Here is a 21,639-nt window from a genome sequence, read left to right as displayed (position 1 = left end):
TCAGGTGCGCTTGATTGTCCGGAAACTGGCCCACAGGCCAAGCAGCCCGACCAGCAACAACAGCGTCCACTGTGGCAGTTTAAACAGCCAGCCCGACTCCGGTTGACCCGCGATGATGGCCAGGAACACGCCGGCAAAGCAGCACCACAGCACCGAAATGAACCAGACCAGATAGCGCGAGGCGTTTGCGTGACGAGGCAGGCCGCCAATGAACAAGGCGGCTGCGGACAGGCAAAGCGCTGCCGAACCCATGTGCCAGACAGCGTAGAGAACCAGCTTCGGCCAGATCTCCAGAGTCGACGTCAACAGGGGATCGACGACGCCACTGCCACCCATGAAAATGTGGATGGCGGCGGCAATGGCAGCAAGGCCTGATGCGGCCGCGAGCAATCGATTCATGCGTCCTCAAATCGGAGGGGTTAGCTGGCCCGAAGTTTCGATCCGCATATTGCTCAGTCGGCGCGACGGTTCGAGCCGATGAAAACCTTCAAAGGACAATATCGTGTCGAAATGACATGGATACGATCGAGAAGTAGGTAGCTTGCGATCCGCATCGGACGTCTTTGGTACCCTGTTCAGTTCCAGGGCGCGGACGGTGTCTCGCGGAGCCGCAAAAGGAAAACAACCGGGCGACTGCTGTTGCGCTGCAAGCCTGCAAATCTGGAGACGGCTTGAGCCGGACGCTACGACCGAGCGATACGCGCCAACACCTGCGCAAGGTCCTTCGGAAATACTGTTTCTTCCGTCTGCTCGATCTCTTCCGATTTCCACCATCGTATCGTTTGCATCGCTGATCGCTCTTCTTCAGTTGCGCCATGCAATCGAACGCGATCGCGGTCACAACGGCCGACAAAGAAGATGTCTCGGCCCTGAATCAGCGAGCCTTTATGCTCGAAACTGTCAGTTACCGAATGCACTGGCCCTTCGAGATTGGTTTCGAGCTGAAGTTCCTCCAGCAGCTCACGGTGCGCGGCCGCCAACGGAGTCTCACCCAATTCGACACCGCCACCTGGCGTCGCCCAAAATACGAATTCGCGTGCCGATCGCAGAACAGCGAAGCGGATCAGAAGAACCTCACCCTCGGAAGACAACAGAATAACGCGTGCGGAAACGCGAGTGCTAGGGTCGCCATTCGCCTCGCTCAACGCCGACCGCCCGCGCCTACTTTGGAGAGGTTGCGTACTCAAAGCGAAGCGCCCGCTCGGCATCAGTCCCGCCGACCCTGCACCCAATGCTCGAGCATCTGCAGCGCCATGGCGCGATCGTCGTCCGAGGCCTTGGCGAACGCCCGATTGTAGCTGTCCTTGATCCAGGCCTCATCCGGCGCGGCGCTGTCGCGGGCGAGCGTCAGCCACATCAGGCCGCGGGCGGCCTGCCGGGGCAGTTTCTCGCCGTTGAACAGCAACTGTCCGAGCATCGCCTGGGCCTGGTGCTGGCCCTTCTGCGCCGCCAGACCGAGCCAGCGCGCGCCGTAGCGGAAATCGCGCGGCATGCCGATGCCGTCGATATACAGACGCGCCAGATCGTATTGCGCGTCGGCATTGCCGAAATACGACGCCGCGTAGGAGAACATCTCCCGTGCCCGTTCCGTGTCGCGCTTGATCTTCGAATTCGGGATGCCGTCGAGATAATAGCGGCCGAGCGCCACGAAGGCGTTGGCGACGATCGCGGCCTGCGGCGCGGACGGGCTGTCCTCGGCATGGGCGTTGGCGATCTTGCTGAAATAGTCGAACGCACGCAGGTCGTCCTGGACCACACCATTGCCGTCGGCATACATCCGGCCGAGCCGCCATTGCGCGATCGGGTGGCCGCCTTCGGCGGCATATTGCAGCGCCGTCAACGACGTGGTCGCAGCCTCCGTCGGGATCGCCTTCTTCAGCACCGGCGCGGTACCGGGCTGCGACGAGGCGACCGGGATCGCGGTGTTCTCGGGATTGACGGGGGTGCCCTCGAAGGCGGACGCCGGCGCGATGGCCGCCGTGGCGCCCATCATCAAAGCAACAAAGGTCGTACGCTCAAACATCCGCATCGTATTGCATCTCGCGGGCCAGACCCGGCTTCAGCCGGGACTTCATCCAAATCGCCCCCAACCGAATGTTGGTCTTCCGAGCCCGCGCTTTGGACTTGCGCGAAACCGGTTGGGCGGAGGTCAACTTTCTGTCAAAGGCATCCCCGGCCCCGGTCGAGGCCGATCCAACTTCGGTGCGGGTGCTGTGATTGAGCAAGATCGTCTTCGTCGGTTGCAAGCCGACACATTCCTTCATGTCTTTGGCGACATGACGGCCGACCAGTTTCGAACCCGCGGCACACGATGACTTTTTGAAGGTTTCAGCGCGGCCGAAACAGAGCGATGTGGCAAGCCGATCGCGCGCATGCGCCGAGGCCGCTGTCATCCCGCGACCGCGAACCGTCGATCTGCCCTGCACCAAGACGTCCATTGCGCACCCGTTTCGCCGACCACGAACTGGCCCTCGGAGCCCGTCGCGGCGGAGACATACCCAACAACCCAGACCTGTTGTCGATCGGTCTGTCTTTGGATCATGATCTCATCGAGCGGTGTGGCTAAAAAGCGGCGCGCCTACCAACGACCGTCAAAGACGGTTAAATGATCCGGAACTGTTGCGACACAGCAACAACCGTTGCTGCGCGGCCACCCTACGTACGGTAAAATGCGGAAGGCGTCAGGCGTTGAGGACACGGCCATAGGCGTCCAGCACCGCTTCCTTCATCATCTCCGACAGCGTCGGGTGCGGGAAGACGGTGTGCATCAGCTCTTCCTCGGTGGTCTCGAGGTTCATCGCCACCACGTAGCCCTGGATCAGCTCAGTGACTTCGGCGCCGATCATATGAGCGCCAAGCAGTTGGCCGGTCTTTTTGTCGAAGATCACCTTGACCAGGCCCCGATCCTCGCCGAGCGCAATCGCCTTGCCGTTGGCGGTGAACGGGAAGCGCCCGACGCGGATCTCCCGCCCCTGCTCCTTCGCCTTCGCCTCTGTCAGCCCGACGGAGGCGATCTGCGGATGGCAGTAGGTGCAGCCGGGGATCAGGCTCTTGTCGAGCGGATGTGGATGCAAGCCCTTGATCGCCTCGACGCAGACCACGCCCTCATGCTCGGCCTTGTGCGCCAGCATCGGCGGACCGGCGACGTCGCCGATCGCATAGATGCCGGGGACGCTGGTTTGGCCCAGGCCGTCTGTGACGATGGTGCCACGGTCGAGTTTCACGCCGAGCTTCTCGAGTCCGAGATTCTCGACATTGCCGACCACGCCGACCGCCGAGATCACCCGGTCGAATTCCTGCGTCTCGACCTTGCCGGTGCCGGGATCGATGGTGGCGACGACGCTGTCCGCCTTCTTGTCCAACTTGGTCACCTTGGCGCCGGTCAGGATCTTGATGCCCTGCTTCTCGAACCGCTTGCGCGCGAGGGCGGCGATCTCCGCGTCCTCGACCGGCAGGATCTGCGGCAGCACCTCGACCACGGTGACCTTGGCGCCCATAGTGTGGAAGAACGACGCGAATTCGATGCCGATCGCGCCGGAGCCGACCACCAGCAGCGATTTCGGCATGGTCTCCGGCACCATCGCCTCGAAATAGGTCCAGACCAGCTTCCTGTCCGGCTCCAGCCCCGGCAGCACGCGCGGCCGCGCGCCGGTGGCAACGATGATGTGCTTGGCCTGATAGCTGCCCGGCCCCAGCGCGCCCTTCGGCGCCTCGGTCTTCGAGGCCGCGACCGTGATCTTGCCCGGCGCGTCGATCGTCGCGGCGCCCCAGATGATCGAGATCTTGTTCTTCTTCATCAGGAAGCCGACGCCGTCATTGAGCCGCTTCGACACGCCGCGCGAACGCGCCACCACCGCCTTCGGATCGAACGCGATGTTGTCCGCCGACAGCCCGTAGTCCTTGGCGTGCTGCATCAGATGATAGACCTCGGCCGATCGCAGCAGCGCCTTGGTCGGGATGCAGCCCCAGTTCAAACAGATGCCGCCGAGATACGACTTCTCGACGATCGCGGTCTTGAAGCCGAGCTGCGCCGCCCGGATCGCAGCGACATAGCCGCCGGGGCCGGAGCCGATGATGATGACGTCGAAGGAGGTGTCGGACATAACTACTCGCTCTTTGTTGTCTTCCCCTCTCCCCTTGTGGGAGAGGGTGGCTGCACGCCGTCAGGCGCGCAGCCGGGTGAGGGGTCGGGCACGGCATCCCAGATCGACTCGAGCACGGTTTGCGAACGCGCGAGGATATCGTTGTTCCAGAAGCGAAGGATGCGAAAGCCACGGTCCATCAGGTCCCGATCACGCACTTGATCGCTCTCGCTATCGGCGTGCTGACTTCCGTCGGCTTCCACGATTAACCGCTGCTCGAAACAGACGAAATCGACAATCCATGAGCCGATCGGCACCTGGCGGCGAAACTTCAGGTGAGCCAGCCGTCGCGACCGCAATAGCCGCCAAAGAGCACGTTCCGCATCGGTAGCGCCTGCGCGAAGCGTCTTCGCAAAAGCGCGTTGTTGATGCGGCACACGCTGGATCATGCCCCCTCACCCGGCCGCCTGCGGCGGCCACCCTCTCCCACAAGGGGAGAGGGAAGAAAAGCTACACCATCATCATCACAGGATTTTCGATCAGTGTCTTGAAGGCACCGATCAGCTCGGCGCCGAGCGCGCCGTCGACTGCGCGGTGGTCGCAGCTCAGCGTCACGCTCATCATCGTGGCGATCTCGATCTTGCCGTCCCTAACGATCGGGCGCTGCTCGCCGGTGCCGACCGCCAGGATGGTGGCGTGCGGCGGGTTGATCACCGCGGTGAAGTCCTTGATGCCGTACATGCCGAGGTTGGACACCGCGGTGGTGCCGCCCTGGTACTCTTCGGGCTTCAGCTTGCGCGCCCGGGCGCGCGCGGCGAAATCCTTCATCTGCGCGGAGATCGACGACAGCGATGCGGTCTCGGCGCTGCGGATGATCGGCGTGATCAGTCCGCCCGGCATCGCGACGGCGACGCCGATGTCGGAATGTTTGTGCTTGAGCATTCCGGCTTCGGTCCACGACACGTTGGCGTCGGGGATGCGCTGCAGCGCGATCGCCATCGCCTTGATGACGAAGTCGTTGACCGACAGCTTGTAGGCCGGCTTGCCGTCCTTGTCCTTGGGGGCAGCCGCGTTGATGTCCTCGCGCGCGGCCATCAGGCGGTCGAGGTTGCAGTCGATCGTCAGATAGAAATGCGGAATGGTCTGGGTCGACTGCGTCAATCTTTGCGCAATCGTCCGCCGCATGCCGTCATGCGGCACCACCTCGTAGCTGCCCTCGGGATACAGCGCGCGGATCTGCTGGTCGGACAGCGACGGCGCGACGCTGGGCGCAGCGGACGACGCTGCCGCTGCAGGCGCCTTGAGGCCGCCGCCGGCTTTCGCCTTTTCGATGTCTCGGGCGATGACGCGGCCATGCGGGCCGGTGCCTTCCACGCGGCCGAGTTCGATGCCGGCATCCTTTGCAAGCCGCCGCGCCAGCGGCGACGAGAATACGCGGGCGCCGTTGTTTTGCGCGGGTTGGGACTGTGTCGCACCGCCCTTCGAGACGGGCGCTTTCGCGCCCTCCTCAGGGCGAGGGGCCGAGTTCGCGGCCGGCTTGTCGCCATCATCCTTACCTGCCTCACCCTTCCCAGCGGCACTGCCCTCATCCTGAGGAGCCCGCGCAGCGGGCGTCTCGACGGATGATGCCGCGGGCTTCTTCTCGTCCTGCTTCGGCGCTTCCGCCTTGCCCGCCCCCGCTCCGGCCGCCGCCACATCCTCGCCGTCGCCGGCGAGCACCGCGATCACGGCGTTGACCGCAACATCCTGGGTGCCCTCGGGCACCAGGATCTTCGCCAGCGTACCCTCGTCGGAGGCCTCGACTTCCATCGTCGCCTTGTCGGTCTCGATCTCGGCGATGACGTCGCCGCTCTTGACCTGGTCGCCCTCCTTCTTCAGCCACTTCGCAAGGTTGCCCTTCTCCATGGTCGGGGACAGCGCGGGCATCAGAATGTTGATCGGCATGGCGTGAATACCTTACTGCGGCCGTTCGGTGGTGCTGCCCAGATCGGACGGGCGCGCGATCTCGGCCTCGAACATCTCGACGATGCGGCCCAGCGCCTCGTCCTCGGTGTAGTTGCTCTCGCGCGCATAGGCGCGCGCGGCGTGGCGGGCGATGTCGACCAGCAGCAGCCCCCACATATCGGGCTCCTCGAACGCGCGCATGAACGCGATCGATAGCCCGCCGTCGAGCACGAAGGCGCGCAGCACCTCTGTGGCGTCCTCGCGGCCGACCACGTCCGGCGGCAGCGGCTGTTGCTTGGGGCCGGTCATGGCCTCACCGATAGCAGACGGCTTTGGCCGCCTCGACGACTTCGGCGACGCTCGGCAGCGCCAGCTTTTCGAGATTGGCGGCATACGGCATCGGCACGTCCTTGCCGGACACGCGCTTGACCGGCGCATCCAGATAATCGAACGCGTGCTCCATGATGCGGGCGGCGATCTCGGCGCCGACGCCGTTCTGCTGCCAGCCCTCCTCGACCGCGACCGCGCGACCCGTCTTCTTCACCGAGGCGATGATGGTATCGGTGTCGAGCGGTCGCAGCGTGCGCAGATCGATCACTTCGGCCTCGATGCCGTCTTTCGCCAGTTCCTCGGCGGCCTTCAGCGCGTAGGTCATGCCGTGCGACCACGAGATGAGCGTGACGTCCTTGCCTTCGCGCGCGACGCGCGCTTTGCCGATCGGGATCACGAAGTCGTCGAGCTTCGGCACCTCGCCGGATTGCCCGTACATCATCTCGTGTTCGAGGAAGATCACCGGATTGGGATCGCGGATCGCGGCCTTGAGCAGGCCCTTGTAGTCGGCGGCGGTCGACGGCGAGACCACCTTGAGGCCAGGGATCTGCGCGTACCAGGCCGAGTAGTCCTGGCTGTGCTGAGCGGCGACGCGCGAGGCCGCGCCGTTGGGCCCGCGGAACACGATCGAGCAGCCGAGCTGGCCGCCGGACATGTACAGCGTCTTGGCGGCGGAGTTGATGATCTGGTCGATCGCCTGCATGGCGAAATTGAAGGTCATGAATTCGACGATCGGCTTCAGCCCGGTCATCGCCGCGCCGACGCCGACGCCGGCGAAGCCATGCTCGGTGATCGGGGTGTCGATCACGCGGCGTTCGCCGAATTCCTGCAGCAGGCCCTGCGTCACCTTGTAGGCGCCCTGATACTCGGCGACCTCCTCGCCCATCACGAACACGTCGGGATCGCGGCGCATCTCCTCGGCCATCGCGTCGCGCAGCGCTTCGCGGATGGTCTGCGTCACCATCTCGGTGCCGGCGGGAATATCGGGATCGGCCGGCGCAGAGACGACAGGTGCTTCAGGGGCATCCTGCGCGGGCGCCGGCGTGGACTTCGCTTCGGCGGCTTCCGGCGCGGCGGCCGGCGGGGCCGACTGCGCGCTCTTGGTCTGCGCGGCCGGGTCGGACGCCTTGTCGGCATCGGCGGCGCTTTCGCCGTCGCCCAGGATGGTCGCGATCGGGGTGTTGACCGCGACGTCGTTGGTACCTTCGGGGATCAGGATCTTGCCGAGCGTGCCGTCATCGGCGGCTTCGACTTCCATCGTCGCCTTGTCGGTCTCGATCTCCGCGATCACGTCGCCGCTCTTGACCTTGTCGCCTTCCTTCTTGAGCCATTTCGAAAGGTTGCCCTTCTCCATGGTCGGCGACAGCGCGGGCATCAGAACTTGAGTTGGCATTTGGGCTCCGCAGTCATTCAATCATGCGCGTGATCGCCGCGTAGCGGCACCAGCGCATTCGGCGCAATCGGCGTCAGCGACGGACATCATCAGCGATACACATCGGTGTAGAGTTCGGCGGGATCGGGCTCGGGATCGTTCTGCGCGAAATCGGCAGCCTCGTTGACGATCTTGCGGATCTCGGCGTCGATCTTCTTCAGATCGTCCTCGGTCATCTCCAGTCCGAGCAGACGCTGCCGCACCTGTTCGATCGGGTCCTGATCGTTGCGGATCTTGTCGACCTCCTCGCGGGTCCGGTACTTCGCCGGGTCCGACATCGAGTGGCCGCGGTAGCGATAGGTCTGCATCTCCAGGATGTAGGGGCCGTTGCCGGCGCGGCAATGCGCCACCGCCTTGTCGCCCGCGGCCTTCACCGCGCGAACGTCCATGCCGTCGACCTGCTCGCCGGGAATGTTGAACGAGATGCCACGCTTGGAGAAATCGGTCTGCGCCGACGAACGCGTCACCGACGTGCCCATCGCGTAGCGGTTGTTCTCGATGACGTAGACCACGGGGAGCTTCCACAGCTCCGCCATGTTGAAGCTCTCGTAGACCTGCCCCTGATTGGAGGCGCCGTCGCCGAAATAAGCGAGACAGACGCTGCCATTGTCGCGATAGCGATTGGCGAAGGCGATGCCGGTGCCGAGCGAGACCTGCGCGCCGACGATGCCGTGGCCGCCGTAGAAGTGCTTCTCCATGCTGAACATGTGCATGGAGCCGCCCTTGCCCTTGGAGTAGCCCCCGCGGCGTCCGGTCAGTTCGGCCATCACGCCCTTGGCGTCCATCTCGCAGGCGAGCATGTGGCCGTGGTCGCGATAGCCGGTGATGACCTGATCGCCCTCGCGCAGCGCCATCTGCATGCCGACGACGACGGCTTCCTGGCCGATATAGAGATGGCAGAACCCGCCGATCGCACCCATGCCGTAGAGCTGGCCGGCTTTCTCTTCGAAGCGGCGGATCAGCAGCATGTCGCGGAACGCGTGCAGCTCCTGTTCCTTGGAGAAATCCGGGACCCGCGGTTTGTTCGGCGCAGACTCTTTGTCGTGCCCCGTCTCCTTCGCGGCGCTCTTCTTGGGTGCGGCCATGGCGATTCCGATGAGAGAGAAGATCAGCCTCTCTACCGTAACTTAATCGGTCGTGAAAGGAGCCGCGCGCCGCAGCACGCAATTCAGTTTGCCGCACTGCAACGAAGCGAAACTTTCGACATCGTTTGTGTGGGTTTTTGGAATATGCGGATCAACGCTGCGGATTCATCCGCACCAGATCGGCCGGATTGGCGAAGTCGAGCTGATAGCGCACGCGCTCGTCGAGCATGTCCGGGTCGAGGCGATCCGACCGCAGCAGCGCCACGCGCTTTTCGCCCTCGGCGCGCTCATGCTTCAGCCGAACCAGTTCGGAGGTCAGCGCGATGATCTCCTGGTCGAGCTCCTGCTGCGCGGTCAGCCCGTAGCGTCCCGTATAGGCGTTGATGCCGAAATACGCGATCACCGCCGCGGCGATCGCGTAGAGCGCGACCCCGGCGAGGATCGATTTGAGGCGGCTGCGGGTGACCATGGAGCGACCATGCGACAGCGCGGTTAATGCAGCGCTAACGGTGGCGCCTGCCGCTTATTTGTGCTGCTGCGCCACCCATGCGGCGAACGCATCGATATAGGTCTGCAGGAAGTCGCGCAGCGGTTCTTTGACGAGATCGCCGGCCTCGTTGAAGGCGTCGCCGATGCCGCCGATATAGGCCTCCGGCTGCTGCAGCACCGGCATATTCAGGAACGTCAGGCACTGCCGCAGATGGTGGTTGGCCCCGAACGCCCCGATGGCGCCCGGCGAATTGGAGACGACGCCGGCGGGCTTCCCATCGAACGCGCTCTTGCCGTAAGGCCGCGAGCCGACGTCGATTGCGTTCTTGAGCACGCCCGGGATCGAGCGGTTGTACTCCGGCGTGACGAACAGTACCGCGTCCGACGCCTTGATCTTGTCGCGGAATGCGATCCAGTCGGCCGGTGCGCTGGCCTCCAGATCCTGATTGTAGAACGACAGATCGTGCAGCGTGACGATCTCAGGCTTCAGCGTCGCGGGCGCGAGCTTGGCCAGCGCCTGCCCGAGGCGAAGTGAAAAGCCATTGCTGCGCAGGCTGCCGATGATGACAGCGACGCGATACGGAGCGGCCATAGGCGAAAATCCTGGAGGTTCGGGGAAAGGAGCGGTCAGGTTGGCATGACCCTAACGCGCCGGCGGTGTCGTGGACATTACACGACACCGCGCGCGCGCCGTGCTGACGAATTTTTGATCTACTCCGCAGCGTTCGCGCGACCGGCCAAAACCTCGTCGTTGTGCGCGCCGAGCTTCGGCGTGTTCTGCACGGGGTGTGGACGCTCGCCGTCGAACATGATCGGCAGGCCGGCGACCTTGAGTCCGCTTCCGGGCATTGTCCGCAGCATGTCCGCGGCGGCGAGCTGTTCGGTGGCGGCAAGCTCCGGAATATCGTTGACCGGGCTCACCGGCACGCCGGCGCGTTTCAGCGCGCTCAGCCATTCGGTGGCGCTGCGCGTCGTCAGCACCGGCTGCATCAGCGCGATCAGTTCACCCCGATGCGCACTGCGATCCTGAACCCGGGCAAAGCGTTCGTCGGTGATCCATTCCGGATGGCCGAGCACTTCCGCACATCTCGCGAACAGCCGGTCGTTGCCGGCGGCAATGACGATCGGCCGGTCGGCGGTCTCGAACACCTGGTACGGCGCCAGCGTCGCGCTCGCTGTGCCGTGACGCGTCGGCGCCTCGCTGTCGAGCAGGAAATTGTTGAGCTGGATATCGACCCAAGCAACCGCGCTGTCGAACAGCGAGGTGTCGACCACTCCGCCTTTCCCGGTGACATGGCGCTGCTGCAGTGCCGCGAGCGCGCCGATGACGCACCATTGCGCGGTGGCCCGATCGTTGATCGCGGGCGCACAGAACGTCGGCGGATCACCCTCCGATCCGGTGAGCGACATCACCCCGCCATAGGCCTGCAGCAGCGGATCGAAGCCCGGCTCGCGGCTCAATGGTCCGGTCTTGCCGAACGCCCAGACCGAGCAATAGATCAGCCGCGGATTGATCGCACACATCACGTCCGGCCCGATGCCGCAATCCGCGACCACACCCGAGCGCAGATTCTGGATCAGGATGTCGGCATCCTTCACCAATTCCTTCAGCCTCGCGACATCGTCCGGATTCTTGATGTCGAGCGTCACCGAACGCTTGTTGCGGTTGAAGGTGTGAAACAGCAGCGAATCGCCGTTGATGAAGGGCGGGCCCCAGTGCCGGGCGTCGTCGCCGCCGTCATGCTTCTCGATCTTGATCACGTCGGCGCCCATGTCGCCGAGGATCATGCCGGCCATCGGCCCTGCGATCGCCTGCGCGATCTCGATCACCTTCAGGCCGGCGAGCGGTCCACCCATCTGCTGCTCCGTTTCGATAGACATGCCGGGGTTGGCGCGGCACTGTTTCCGTGCCGGGACGCAAATTGCAAGTCCATCTCAACAGTGGGACCCTGCCATGACGATCAGCGCCGAATTCCTCATCACCTCGTTGATCGTGGTGGCCTCGCCCGGCACCGGCGTGCTCTACACGCTTGCCGCCGGGCTCTCGCGCGGCGCGCGGGCCAGCGTCGTCGCTGCGTTCGGGTGCACGCTCGGCATCGTCCCGCACATCGCCGCCGCGATCCTCGGCCTCGCCGCCCTGCTCCACACCAGCGCGATCGCGTTCCAGACCTTCAAATATCTCGGCGTCGCCTATCTGCTGTACATGGCGTGGGCGACCCTGCGCGAGCGCGGTCCCCTCAGCATCGAGAAGGAGGTCGGCGCGCGCTCGGCGCTGCAGGTCACCGTTACCGGCGTGCTGATCAACATCCTCAACCCGAAGCTGTCGATCTTCTTCCTCGCCTTCCTGCCGCAATTCGTCTCGGCCGACGAGGCGCACCCTCTGGGGCGGATGGCCGAGCTCAGCGGCGTCTTCATGCTGATGACATTTGCGGTGTTCGCGATCTACGGCCTGTTCGCCGCCTGGCTGCGCGACCATGTCGTCACCCGCCCCCGCGTGCTGACCTGGATGCGCCGCAGTTTCGCCGCCGCCTTCGTCGCTCTCGGCGCCAAGCTGGCGGTCGCGGAGCGCTGACGCAACTCTACGTTCGCGCGCGGACCTCGTTGAGCAGGAAATTGCCGAACCGCTTGCCGCGGTTGCGCAGCACCTTGAGCAGCCCCTGATCCACGAAGTAAGTCAGCAGGATGCTGTCGCGGGTCTCGACCCGGTCGTGCACCGGGTCGGCAGAGTGCCAGGTGTCGTCACCGACGGCAAAAGCGTAGCCGGAGTTCGGCGCGAACTTCATCTGCCGCGCCTTCGGCATCGAGCCGTCGGGCAGTACGTCATGGAAGATGGTGCCGATGTCGGTGTTGGCCTCGTCGCGCGGCAGATAGAGCTGCACGGTGATGCCCTTCCAATGGGTGTCGGTGTGCGGCGTGATCTTGTAGCCCGGAACATCGCGGGTCAGGATCGGAATCGGAAACATTCCGACATCGTTGAATTTTGGACCGAACCGCTTCGCCAGCGCCGGGGCGAGCTTCCGCCGGAACGCGTTCTTCACCGGCTCCGAGCACAGCGCATCGCCGACCATCTGCCAGACCCCGCGCTGCTCTGGCGGCAGATGCCGGATATATTCCGGAAACAGGTCGATCTTGACCCGGGTATGGGTGCCGTCGGCGAGATCATTGCCCTTGCTGCGGCCGTGCATCGGCCGGTAATCGTTGCTGCGCGGCAGCGCCTGGAGCATCGCCGCGTACACCAGGGCCGGAAAGATCCCCATGAACTCGAGATGGTAGAACGGCTCCATAACCACCGCCGCAGCATCGATCGCCCCGACGACGTGATTGATCAAGGCAGTCGTTGCCTCCTCCACCTCGGACGGCCGCCGCTCAACCACCTGATCCATGTCGATTCCCCACTGCCCGCCGAAGTCCGCGAATGATATTCGCTCTCACCCAAAGTGGGACAATTCGCCGCAATCGCGGCAATTATTTGTTCGGCGCGATCAGGAATTTCTCGCCGGTCGCGCGCTTGTTGTAGACCATGATCGCCTTGAGCGAGAGCGCTTCCCTCAGCGACACCACCTGCGTGTAGTGGCTGGCGAATGTGGTCTTGATCTCGGCAGCGACGCGGGCTCGCAGCCTGGCTGCGTCGTCGGCGCCGATCTTCTGCAGGAACGGAAACAGCAGCCAGCCGCCGACCGCCCAGATCATCCCGAAATTGCGCGCGATCTCCGTCGGCCGCGTATCCAGGCCGCCGTAGATATAGACCTGCTTCAGCACGTTCGAGCCGTAGCGGCTGTACTCTTTCGCCGTCTTCCCGATCGCCGCTTCCATGCAGGTCAGGATCTGGCCCGCGAGCCTGCCGCCGCCGATCGCATCGAAGGCGATGGTCGCGCCGGTCGTCTCCAGCGCTTGCGTCAATTCTGCCATGAAATCCGGCGAGGTCGAATCGACTACATATTTCGCGCCGATGTCGCGCAGCAGTTTCGCCTGCGCCTCGCTGCGCACGATGTTGACGAGATCGATACCGTCTTTCAGGCAGATCCGGTTGAGCATCTGGCCGAGATTGGACGCCGCCGCGGTGTGGACCAGCGCCTTATGGCCTTCGCGCCGCATCGTCTCGACCATGCCGAGCGCGGTCAACGGATTGACGAAGCAGGACGCGCCTTCGGCGGCCGTGGTCCCGTCGGCCAGTTGCAGGCAGTCGGCAGCTTTCATGACGCGGTACTGCGCGTACATCGCGCCGCCGATCATCGCCACGGTCTTGCCGAGCAGTGCCTGCGCGCCAGCCGAATTGCCGGCCTTGACCACGGTGCCGGCGCCTTCGTTGCCGACCGGCATCGACTGATCGAGCCGCCCGGCCATCGCCTTCATCGCGCTATCGGGCACCTTGGCCGTGATCACCGGCGCATCGGGCGTGCCCGAGGCCTTGGCGGTCGTCATGTCGGCGGCACCGAACAGCAGGCCGAGATCGGACGGATTGATCGGCGTCGCCTCGACACGGACGACGACCTCGTCGTCACCGGGCTCCGGGATGTCGACCGGCACCAGCGACACTTCGAGTTCGCCGGTCGCCTTGATCAGCGAACGCAGTTGCAGTCCGGTGGTGGCCTCGGTCACGCGTTTTCTCCCTGCTTGTTGTCAGCGCGGCCGCACAGTGCTGCAGCCGCGCGCAGGGTTCAAGGCGAAGTGGCCGTGGCAGCGATCACTTATCGCTGCAGCGGACGCGCCGTCAGCGCAACGCCTTCAGCGCTGCCTTGCCGGCGAAATGCGCCTGGGTGCCGAGCTCCTGCTCGATCCGCAGCAGTTGGTTGTACTTTGACGTGCGGTCGGCACGCGCCAGCGAACCGGTCTTGATCTGCCCACAATTGGTCGCGACCGCGAGATCGGCGATGGTCGAGTCCTCGGTTTCGCCTGAGCGATGCGACATCACCGCGGTGTAGCCGGCCTTGTGCGCCATCTCGACCGCGGCCAGCGTCTCGGTCAGCGTGCCGATCTGGTTGACCTTGATCAGGATCGAATTGGCGTAGCCGTTCTTGATGCCGTCATACAGCCGCGTGACGTTGGTGACGAACAGGTCGTCGCCGACGAGCTGGCATTTGTCGCCGATCAGGCCGGTAATCGCCTTCCAGCCTTCGATGTCGTCCTCGGCCATGCCGTCCTCGATCGACACGATCGGATAGCGCGCCACCAGATCGGCCAGATACTGCGCCTGCTCCTGCGGGCCGAGGCTCCTGCCCTCCGCTTCATAGACGTATTTGCCGTTCTTGAAGAACTCGGTCGAAGCCGGATCGAGCGCGATCATCACGTCCTCGCCGGCCTTGTAGCCGGCCTTGCCGATCGCAGCCATCACGAAGTCCAGCGCGGCGTCTGCCGACGGCAGGTTCGGCGCGAAGCCACCCTCGTCGCCGACATTGGTGTTGTGCCCGGCCTTCTTCAACTCGCCCTTCAGCGTATGGAAGATTTCCGACCCGCAGCGCAGCGCTTCGCTGAAGCTCGCGGCGCCCACCGGCATGATCATGAATTCCTGGAAGTCGATCGGATTGTCGGCATGCGCGCCGCCGTTGATGATGTTCATCATCGGCACCGGCAACGTCCGCGCCGAGGTGCCGCCGACATAGCGATACAGCGGCAGATCATACGACGAGGCGGCCGCCTTGGCGGTGGCGAGCGAGACGCCCAGAATGGCGTTGGCGCCGAGCCGGCTCTTGTTCGGGGTGCCGTCGAGCTCGATCATGGTTTGGTCGATCTGGACCTGCTGCTCGGCGTCCATGCCGCCGAGGGCGTCGAACAGCTCGCCATTGACGGCCTCGACCGCCTTCAGCACGCCCTTGCCGAGATAGCGGCTCTTGTCGCCGTCGCGCAGCTCGACCGCCTCGTGGGCGCCGGTGGAGGCCCCCGACGGCACCGCGGCGCGGCCGACCGAGCCGTCCTCCAGCACGACATCGACCTCGACGGTCGGGTTGCCACGGCTGTCGAGGATTTCGCGGCCGATGATGTCGACGATGGCGGTCATGGATGCCTCACTGAAGATTTACGGGACAAGGTTTGCGCCGCTTCTACAGCATGGCTTCCGGGCCGAAAAGGCCGTCGCACGGATGACGGGCGGGTGACGAAAGGCTAAGACGGCGGCAACGGAGACCGCCATGTCCAGATCGCCCCGCAAGACCCCGAAATCCGCCGGCCTGCAGCTCGGCCGCGCCGTCGCCTGGCCGGCCACGCCGGACGAAGCCCAGCTCGACCGCGTCCCCAATCCGCAGGCCGGCACCGATTATCTGGTGCGCTTCACTGCGCCGGAATTCACCTCGCTGTGCCCGGTCACCGGCCAGCCGGACTTCGCCCATCTGATGATCGACTACGCGCCGGGCGCCTGGCTGGTGGAATCCAAATCGTTGAAGCTGTACCTCGCCAGCTTCCGCAATCACGGCGGCTTCCACGAGGACTGCACAGTGTCGATCGGCCAGCGGATCGCTGCCGAGATCAAGCCGAAATGGCTCCGCATCGGCGGCTACTGGTATCCGCGCGGCGGAATTCCGATCGACGTGTTCTGGCAGACCGGCAGGCTGCCGAAGGGGATGTGGGTGCCGGACCAGGGCGTGGCGCCCTATCGCGGACGCGGTTGAGCCGCCGCGACTGCCGCCCCCGCGTCAAAACAATCAAGCTCAAAGTCGAAGGAACTCAGTTGGTCCAGGAACGTTGCATTGGAACTTTCCTCGGCCAGACGGAGTGTCAAATTGAATCGGCGGCAAGTTCTGACGGGCCTTGCGGCGATTCCGTTGTTGCAATCTCAGGCCAGCACATCGGCTGCTCAGGCGGCGGACAAGCCTCGGGCGTTCGAACCCTCGGTGGTGCGGCAGCTGGCGCGCGAACTGGCGGGCAAGGCCTATCAGGCGCCCGACAGCAAGCTGCCGTCGCCATTGGCGGATCTGGACTATGACGCCTATCGGGCGATCCGCTTCAATCCGGACCGTGCATTGTGGCGCGCAGACCGGCTCCCCTTCCAGATCCAGTTCTTTCATCGCGGCTTCTTGTACAAGAACCGGGTGACGATCTTCGAGGTTGCGAACGGACAGGCGACGCCGGTCCCTTATCGCGCCGATGATTTCTCGTTTGGAGCCACGGCTCCACCATCGTCGGATCTCGACCTCGGCTTCGGCGGCTTCCGGATCCACACTCCGCTCAATTCGCCGGACTATTACGACGAAGTCTGCGTGTTCCTGGGCGCGACCTATTTCCGGGCTGTCGCAAAGGGCCAGCACTACGGACTATCCGCGCGCGGCCTGTCCGTCGACACGGGACAGAGCGGCGGCGAGGAATTTCCGCTGTTCAAGACATTCTGGCTCGAACGGCCGTCGCAGGATGCGTCGTCGATCGTCGTGCACGCGTTGCTCGACAGCAAGAGCGTCGCAGGCGCGTACCGCTTCACCATCCGTCCGGGCGCGACCACCGTGTTCGATGTCGAGACGGCGCTTTATCCGCGCGTCGACCTCCAGCATCCAGGGCTCGCGCCGATGACGAGCATGTTCTTCTTTGGCCCGAACGATCCCAGCGATGTACCCGATTTCCGTCCGGCGGTGCACGATTCCAACGGCGTCGCGATGTTCAACGGCCGCGGCGAGCAGCTGTGGCGACCGCTGTGCAATCCCCGCGATCTGCAGATCAGTGCGTTTGCCGACCAGAATCCTCGCGGATTCGGCCTGATGCAGCGGGAGCGCGATTTCTCGGCCTATCAGGATCTGGAATCGCGCTTCGAGCGACGGCCGAGCCTTTGGGCCGAGCCGATCGGCGATTGGGGCGAAGGCGTCGTCAAGTTGATCGAAATCCCGACCAAGGAGGAAGTCCACGACAATATCGCCGCGTTCTGGGAGCCCAAGGGGCCATTGAGAGCCAAGGGCGAGCACATCTACACGTACCGTCTGCACTGGGGACCGGACACGCAGAAGCAGGCTTCGCTGGCGCGGATTTCGCGGACAGGCATCAGCGTGCGGGCCGATGCGGACCGGTTGTTCGTGCTCGATGTCATCGGCGATCAGCTCAAAGGGCTGGATCCCGGATCGGTCCAGGGCATGGTGTCGGCTGACAAGGGCGAGATTCGCAACGTCGTCACGCAACCCAATCCGCTGACCGGGGGCTGGCGACTGAGCTTCAACCTGATCGGCAATCAGCCGCCGATCGAGCTGCGTGCGGCTCTGAAGGCGGGCGACCAATGGCTGTCCGAGGTTTGGGTCTATCGATGGACGCCGTGAGCCGGCCGATATCGGACGAACTGGCCCATCCGACGAGGCGCTCGCCCGCGCCCCTGCCCGCCGAAGCGCCGTTGGCGATGCCGGAGCAGTCTTTCGCGGAGGCGCCGCCCCGTATGATCGATCGGTCGGCAGCGTCGAAATCCGGTGCGTGGCGCCGGTTGCTGATCATGCTGGGCACCGCCGCGCTGAGTTATCTCGGCATTCATGAAATGTACCAGGTTCTCCAGGTCGGCGGCGTGACCGTCCTCGAAGGCTTGGTACTGGTTCTGTTCGCCGCCCTGTTCGCATGGGTGGCGCTGTCGTTCATTTCGTCGCTCGCGGGGTTTGCGACGCTGCTGCGGGGCTGGCGCGATGATCTCGATCTCGTCACCGACGGCCCGCTGCCCGTGGTCACGTCCCGCGTCGCCATGCTGCTGCCGACCTACAACGAAGATCCGCAGACGGTGCTGGCGCGCCTGCAGGCGACGCGCGAGTCCGCCGAGGCGACCGGCAGCGGCGCGCAGTTCGACTGGTTCATTCTCAGCGACACCACCGATCCCGCGGTCTGGGCCCAGGAAGAAAAGTGCTTCCTTGCGCTCGCCGCCACCGGCGACCGGCTGTTCTACCGCCACCGCGCCGACAATCGCGCGCGCAAGGCCGGCAATATCGAGGACTGGGTCAAGCGCTTCGGCGCGGACTACGATTTCATGATCATTCTCGACGCCGACAGCGTCATGACCGGCGACGCGCTGGTGCGGCTGGCGGCAGCGATGGAACGGCATCCCGACGTCGGCCTGATCCAGACGCTGCCGGTCGTGGTCAATGCGCGAACCCTGTTCGCACGCCTGCAGCAGTTCGCGGGCAGGATGTACGGACCGGTGATCGCGGCCGGCGTGGCCTGGTGGCACCGCTCGGAAAGCAACTACTGGGGTCACAACGCGATCATCCGAGTCGAGGCGTTCGCCGCCTGCACCGGCCTGCCGAACCTGCCCGGGCGCAAGCCGTTCGGCGGCAGCATTCTCAGCCACGACTTCGTCGAAGCGGCATTGTTGCGTCGCGCCGGTTGGCGCCTCCACATGGCGCCGACGCTGCGCGGCAGTTACGAAGAGGTGCCGCCGACGATGCTGGATTTCGCCGCGCGCGACCGGCGCTGGTGCCAGGGCAATCTTCAGCACGCCGCGATCCTGCCGGCCCGTGGTCTGCATTGGGTGTCGCGCCTGCACTTCCTCACCGGGATCGGCGCCTACATCACCGCTCCGATATGGCTGACCTTTCTGGTCGCCGGCATCCTGATTTCGCTGCAGGCGCAGTATGTGCGACCGGAATACTTCCCGAAGGACTTCTCGTTGTTTCCAGTATGGCCGGCGCAGGACCCGATCCGCGCGGCCTGGGTGTTTGCCGCCACGATGGGCCTGCTGATCGTGCCGAAGCTGCTGGCGCTGATCCTGGTGCTGATCCGGCGCGACACGCGGCTGGGCTTCGGCGGCGGCTTCCGCGCGTTCGCGGGCCTGATATTGGAAACGCTGATGTCGGGCCTGACCGCGCCGGTGATGATGATCTTCCAATCCACCGCGGTCGGCCAGATCGTGATGGGCCAGGATTCCGGCTGGCAGCTTCAGCATCGCGGCGACGGCTCGATCCCGTTCCGCGACGTCGCCCGCCGCTACGCGTTGCCGACGCTGATCGGCATCGCCATGGCGACCAGCGCACTACTGGTATCGTGGCCGCTGTTCTGGTGGATGACCCCGGTGGTCCTCGGCCTCGTCCTCGCGATCCCGGTGGCTCTGCTCACCAATCGCTCCACGCCGGCGCGGCCCGCTCTTCTCCCGACCCCGGAAGACCTCGATCCGCCGCCGATCCTCGCCCGCGTCCGCGACATCGCCGCAACGCTGCCGGCATCGAGCATCGCCGAGGATCCACTCGTCGCCCTCCGCGATGACAGCCGGCTGCTCGACATTCACATGGCCGGCCTATCGCGACACCCGCCCCGCGGGCGTGGCCGTGTCGATCCGACCGTGGCGCTCGCCCGCGCGATGATCGACGATGCGCATTGTTTCGAGGAGGTCGTGGCGTGGCTGAACCAGCGCGAGAAACGCGCTGTGATGGGCGACCGCGACTTGCTCCTTCGCGTCGTAGCCATGCCCGCCACCACTGCAAGCGCGAACGCTTCGCGCTGAAGGAGAAGCTGACAGGCGCACGAAGGCAGGGTCTGCTCCGCCGCAGATCAATCTATGCGCCGCTCCAGGTTTCGCGCTGCTACCAGCTCCAACCCGGCATCGGTTGCGGTGGGTAGGCGCGGCCGCCCCGCTGCTGACGATAGTTTCTCGGCTGCGGCTCGGGACCGCGCTGGAAGAAGAAGCCGAAACCGCCGTCGTCCCATCCATCGTCGCCATCGGCCACCACGACAGCGGGGGTCGGCTTGCGGGTGATGAAGCCGCCCTGTGGATGGTCCTTCAGGACCGCGACGAACTCGGTGCGGTAGTTGGTCTCGGCGCTCAGCGGTTCATCCGAGATGACGATCGAGCTGCGCGGCAACGCCGTCGGCCCGACACGGTCGAGCACCTCCTGCGGAATGGTGATGCGATCGAGCGCGGCCTTGGCGCTGTCGCCCTCATCGATCGTCACGGCGCTCCAGCGCAGCCCGGTGTCGCTGTTCGCCATCGCGGTGAAGATATGCGTGCCGATCGGCCTGTCGGAATCCCGGATGGTGACCGGAACCTCGATGGTCGCATCGAATACCTCGCCGCCGCCGTCCGGCGCGGGCTTGTGGGTGTTACGGCGGGCGTAGAGCTTCTGCGTCGCTCGGCTGATGTAGATCGAAACCGGCTCCTGCGCGAGCTTGGCATCGCTCGCCAGCCGAGCCGCCTCGGTCTTGTTGAGATCCGCTGCCTTGGCCGCATCCTTCGCGGCCGCTGCGGCGGTTCGCTTCGACTCAGCATCGGCCTTGGCAGCGTCGAGCTGTGCCGTAGCCTCGGCCGCAGTCTGCGACGCCTTCTGCTGCCGCTCCTCCGAGCGCGCTTTGGCCTCGTCGGTTTTCGCCGCGGCCAGCGCCTTGTCGGCGGCTCGCAGCGAGGCATCGGTGCGGACCTTGAGCTTCTCCAGCTTGCGCAGCGAAGCCGTCAGCGGCGCCGCCTGCTTCGCCGCGGTTGCTGCGGCCTTCTTCGCCTCGGCGGCGATGCGCGTCGCCTCCTCGGCCTCGCGGGCCAGCGACTCGGCGCGCGCCGGCGTGGACGCGACGGCCGCCGCGTTCGGCATCAGCAGCGCCGGATGCGAAATATCCATCGGAGCCGCGTCCATCGGAGAAACGATCACCCGCATCCCGATCCGCGTCCTGTCGAAGACCTTCTCCGCGAAATTGTAGGGCATCCGCACGCAACCGTGCGACGCGGCGTAGCCCGGCAGCGGGCCGCCGTGCAGCGCAATGCCGTTCCAGGTGATGCGCTGCATGTGCGGCATCCACGCATCGTCGTACATGCTGGAGCGGTGGTCCCGGTTCTTCTCGAGGATCGCGAACACGCCCGCCGGCGTCTCCCGCCCGGTGGTGCCGGTCGAAACCGGCGCGCGCAGGATCCAGCCGTCGGCGTCGTACAGCGTGACCTGCTGCGACTTGATCGAGATGATCGCCATGATCGGTTCGCCGGCCGGCCGGGGCGCCACCGCTTCGACCGGTGCCGGTTTCGCGCGTTGTTTTGCCGCCGCGCCGTCTGTCAGGAACGCCGGGGCGACGATCGCAGCCACCGCGCCCGAAGCCCCGATGATAAGATGGCGCAACCTCATGGCCTGTCGCCCGGTCTTCAATCCATCCACCACGCGGTCTCCGCTTGAAATGATGATCGCAGCGCTATCGCCGGGAAACTGGTTCTCGACATGACGAGACCCATTTTTTTCAATGCGGCGACCGATTTCGTCAGAAAGCCTGAACCATTCTAACGGCGATTCTCGCTTTCCCGACAGCCGGCAGGATGCCTCACGCAGGTTCCGGCCGGTCGCTCGCCACCGCATCCGCCGGCTGCCGCGGTCGCAACACCACGTCCAGGATCGCCCCCAGCGCCAGCATCGAGCGCCCGCGTCGA

At 65.0% G+C, this 21,639-nt stretch carries 21 protein-coding genes; 4 read left to right on the top strand and 17 right to left on the bottom strand.

Annotated features, from left to right (window positions below):
* The 13 genes from SR870_RS05900 to SR870_RS05840 form a co-directional block, all read right to left on the bottom strand.
* A complete protein-coding gene (locus SR870_RS05900; RefSeq protein WP_322517091.1) occupies nucleotides 1-399 on the bottom strand; it encodes a hypothetical protein in 399 nt (132 codons plus the stop codon).
* A 284-nt stretch (nucleotides 400-683) separates the two neighbouring features.
* Complete coding sequence (locus tag SR870_RS05895) at nucleotides 684-1,145, bottom strand: NUDIX domain-containing protein (protein ID WP_322517090.1); 462 nt, start codon at nucleotides 1,143-1,145, stop codon at nucleotides 684-686.
* A gap of 62 nt (nucleotides 1,146-1,207) precedes the next feature.
* Entirely contained in the window at nucleotides 1,208-2,029 is an 822-nt protein-coding gene (locus tag SR870_RS05890) for a tetratricopeptide repeat protein (RefSeq protein WP_322517089.1), read from the bottom strand.
* Nucleotides 2,016-2,438: a hypothetical protein gene (locus SR870_RS05885; protein WP_322517088.1), complete on the bottom strand. Its 423-nt coding sequence runs from the start codon at nucleotides 2,436-2,438 to the stop codon at nucleotides 2,016-2,018. The genes SR870_RS05890 and SR870_RS05885 overlap by 14 nt, the downstream gene beginning before the upstream one ends.
* 243 nt (nucleotides 2,439-2,681) lie before the next feature.
* Nucleotides 2,682-4,103: a dihydrolipoyl dehydrogenase gene (lpdA, locus tag SR870_RS05880; RefSeq protein WP_322517087.1), complete on the bottom strand. Its 1,422-nt coding sequence runs from the start codon at nucleotides 4,101-4,103 to the stop codon at nucleotides 2,682-2,684.
* 2 nt (nucleotides 4,104-4,105) lie between these two features.
* On the bottom strand, nucleotides 4,106-4,531 hold the full coding sequence (locus SR870_RS05875; protein WP_322517086.1) for an endonuclease domain-containing protein: 426 nt from the start codon (nucleotides 4,529-4,531) through the stop codon (nucleotides 4,106-4,108).
* 61 nt (nucleotides 4,532-4,592) lie between these two features.
* Nucleotides 4,593-6,026, bottom strand: coding sequence for a pyruvate dehydrogenase complex dihydrolipoamide acetyltransferase (locus SR870_RS05870; RefSeq protein ID WP_322517085.1), 1,434 nt, complete (start codon nucleotides 6,024-6,026; stop codon nucleotides 4,593-4,595).
* A gap of 12 nt (nucleotides 6,027-6,038) precedes the next feature.
* Complete coding sequence (locus SR870_RS05865; protein WP_011441656.1) at nucleotides 6,039-6,335, bottom strand: DUF5076 domain-containing protein; 297 nt, start codon at nucleotides 6,333-6,335, stop codon at nucleotides 6,039-6,041.
* A gap of 4 nt (nucleotides 6,336-6,339) precedes the next feature.
* Nucleotides 6,340-7,749, bottom strand: coding sequence for a pyruvate dehydrogenase complex E1 component subunit beta (locus tag SR870_RS05860; RefSeq protein ID WP_322517084.1), 1,410 nt, complete (start codon nucleotides 7,747-7,749; stop codon nucleotides 6,340-6,342).
* Nucleotides 7,750-7,838: 89 nt separating this feature from the next.
* Nucleotides 7,839-8,873 (bottom strand): pyruvate dehydrogenase (acetyl-transferring) E1 component subunit alpha, encoded by a 1,035-nt coding sequence (gene pdhA, locus SR870_RS05855; RefSeq protein WP_322517083.1) that lies wholly within the window; start codon nucleotides 8,871-8,873, stop codon nucleotides 7,839-7,841.
* Nucleotides 8,874-9,024: 151 nt separating this feature from the next.
* Complete coding sequence (locus SR870_RS05850) at nucleotides 9,025-9,342, bottom strand: septum formation initiator family protein (RefSeq protein WP_322517082.1); 318 nt, start codon at nucleotides 9,340-9,342, stop codon at nucleotides 9,025-9,027.
* A 54-nt stretch (nucleotides 9,343-9,396) separates the two neighbouring features.
* Nucleotides 9,397-9,954: an NAD(P)H-dependent oxidoreductase gene (locus tag SR870_RS05845; protein ID WP_322517081.1), complete on the bottom strand. Its 558-nt coding sequence runs from the start codon at nucleotides 9,952-9,954 to the stop codon at nucleotides 9,397-9,399.
* A 119-nt stretch (nucleotides 9,955-10,073) separates the two neighbouring features.
* The gene (locus tag SR870_RS05840) at nucleotides 10,074-11,219 is read right to left on the bottom strand and encodes a CoA transferase (protein ID WP_322518208.1); all 1,146 of its coding nucleotides are present in this window, start codon (nucleotides 11,217-11,219) and stop codon (nucleotides 10,074-10,076) included.
* A gap of 103 nt (nucleotides 11,220-11,322) precedes the next feature.
* Between SR870_RS05840 and SR870_RS05835 the strand changes: the two genes are divergently transcribed.
* Nucleotides 11,323-11,934: a LysE family translocator gene (locus SR870_RS05835; RefSeq protein WP_322518207.1), complete on the top strand. Its 612-nt coding sequence runs from the start codon at nucleotides 11,323-11,325 to the stop codon at nucleotides 11,932-11,934.
* Between the two features lie 7 nt (nucleotides 11,935-11,941).
* Here SR870_RS05835 and SR870_RS05830 read toward each other — a convergent pair whose 3' ends face one another.
* The 3 genes from SR870_RS05830 to eno form a co-directional block, all read right to left on the bottom strand.
* A complete protein-coding gene (locus SR870_RS05830; protein ID WP_322517080.1) occupies nucleotides 11,942-12,745 on the bottom strand; it encodes a hypothetical protein in 804 nt (267 codons plus the stop codon).
* Nucleotides 12,746-12,827: 82 nt separating this feature from the next.
* Entirely contained in the window at nucleotides 12,828-13,961 is a 1,134-nt protein-coding gene (locus SR870_RS05825) for a zinc-binding dehydrogenase (protein WP_322517079.1), read from the bottom strand.
* Between the two features lie 112 nt (nucleotides 13,962-14,073).
* Nucleotides 14,074-15,357 (bottom strand): phosphopyruvate hydratase, encoded by a 1,284-nt coding sequence (gene eno, locus SR870_RS05820; protein ID WP_322517078.1) that lies wholly within the window; start codon nucleotides 15,355-15,357, stop codon nucleotides 14,074-14,076.
* Between the two features lie 130 nt (nucleotides 15,358-15,487).
* On the opposite strand from eno, the gene queF reads away from it, so the two are divergent.
* The 3 genes from queF to mdoH all read left to right on the top strand — a co-directional run bounded on the left by queF (nucleotide 15,488) and on the right by mdoH (nucleotide 19,743).
* Nucleotides 15,488-15,964 (top strand): preQ(1) synthase, encoded by a 477-nt coding sequence (gene queF, locus SR870_RS05815; RefSeq protein WP_322517077.1) that lies wholly within the window; start codon nucleotides 15,488-15,490, stop codon nucleotides 15,962-15,964.
* A 111-nt stretch (nucleotides 15,965-16,075) separates the two neighbouring features.
* Nucleotides 16,076-17,587, top strand: coding sequence for a glucan biosynthesis protein G (locus SR870_RS05810; protein ID WP_322517076.1), 1,512 nt, complete (start codon nucleotides 16,076-16,078; stop codon nucleotides 17,585-17,587).
* A complete protein-coding gene (gene mdoH, locus SR870_RS05805; RefSeq protein WP_322517075.1) occupies nucleotides 17,575-19,743 on the top strand; it encodes a glucans biosynthesis glucosyltransferase MdoH in 2,169 nt (722 codons plus the stop codon). The genes SR870_RS05810 and mdoH overlap by 13 nt, the downstream gene beginning before the upstream one ends.
* A 79-nt stretch (nucleotides 19,744-19,822) precedes the next feature.
* Here the strand turns inward: mdoH and SR870_RS05800 are convergent, their stop codons facing one another.
* A complete protein-coding gene (locus SR870_RS05800) occupies nucleotides 19,823-21,343 on the bottom strand; it encodes a L,D-transpeptidase (protein WP_322518206.1) in 1,521 nt (506 codons plus the stop codon).
* Nucleotides 21,344-21,639 lie beyond the last annotated feature (296 nt).

This window comes from Rhodopseudomonas palustris (assembly GCF_034479375.1).
Taxonomy (GTDB): domain Bacteria; phylum Pseudomonadota; class Alphaproteobacteria; order Rhizobiales; family Xanthobacteraceae; genus Rhodopseudomonas; species Rhodopseudomonas palustris_M.
Note: the sequence above shows the minus strand (reverse complement) of the source record. Positions and strands in the feature narration are given on the sequence as shown.

Coding starts and splice junctions, on each gene's coding strand:
- lpdA (WP_322517087.1), bottom strand. CDS start 4,103: ATGTCCGACACCTCCTTCGACGTCATCATCATCGGCTCCGGCCCCGGC.
- mdoH (WP_322517075.1), top strand. CDS start 17,575: ATGGACGCCGTGAGCCGGCCGATATCGGACGAACTGGCCCATCCGACG.
- eno (WP_322517078.1), bottom strand. CDS start 15,357: ATGACCGCCATCGTCGACATCATCGGCCGCGAAATCCTCGACAGCCGT.
- SR870_RS05870 (WP_322517085.1), bottom strand. CDS start 6,026: ATGCCGATCAACATTCTGATGCCCGCGCTGTCCCCGACCATGGAGAAG.
- queF (WP_322517077.1), top strand. CDS start 15,488: ATGTCCAGATCGCCCCGCAAGACCCCGAAATCCGCCGGCCTGCAGCTC.
- SR870_RS05830 (WP_322517080.1), bottom strand. CDS start 12,745: ATGGATCAGGTGGTTGAGCGGCGGCCGTCCGAGGTGGAGGAGGCAACG.
- SR870_RS05865 (WP_011441656.1), bottom strand. CDS start 6,335: ATGACCGGCCCCAAGCAACAGCCGCTGCCGCCGGACGTGGTCGGCCGC.
- pdhA (WP_322517083.1), bottom strand. CDS start 8,873: ATGGCCGCACCCAAGAAGAGCGCCGCGAAGGAGACGGGGCACGACAAA.
- SR870_RS05840 (WP_322518208.1), bottom strand. CDS start 11,219: ATGGGTGGACCGCTCGCCGGCCTGAAGGTGATCGAGATCGCGCAGGCG.
- SR870_RS05885 (WP_322517088.1), bottom strand. CDS start 2,438: ATGGACGTCTTGGTGCAGGGCAGATCGACGGTTCGCGGTCGCGGGATG.
- SR870_RS05860 (WP_322517084.1), bottom strand. CDS start 7,749: ATGCCAACTCAAGTTCTGATGCCCGCGCTGTCGCCGACCATGGAGAAG.
- SR870_RS05875 (WP_322517086.1), bottom strand. CDS start 4,531: ATGATCCAGCGTGTGCCGCATCAACAACGCGCTTTTGCGAAGACGCTT.
- SR870_RS05900 (WP_322517091.1), bottom strand. CDS start 399: ATGAATCGATTGCTCGCGGCCGCATCAGGCCTTGCTGCCATTGCCGCC.
- SR870_RS05800 (WP_322518206.1), bottom strand. CDS start 21,343: ATGAGGTTGCGCCATCTTATCATCGGGGCTTCGGGCGCGGTGGCTGCG.
- SR870_RS05850 (WP_322517082.1), bottom strand. CDS start 9,342: ATGGTCACCCGCAGCCGCCTCAAATCGATCCTCGCCGGGGTCGCGCTC.
- SR870_RS05845 (WP_322517081.1), bottom strand. CDS start 9,954: ATGGCCGCTCCGTATCGCGTCGCTGTCATCATCGGCAGCCTGCGCAGC.
- SR870_RS05890 (WP_322517089.1), bottom strand. CDS start 2,029: ATGCGGATGTTTGAGCGTACGACCTTTGTTGCTTTGATGATGGGCGCC.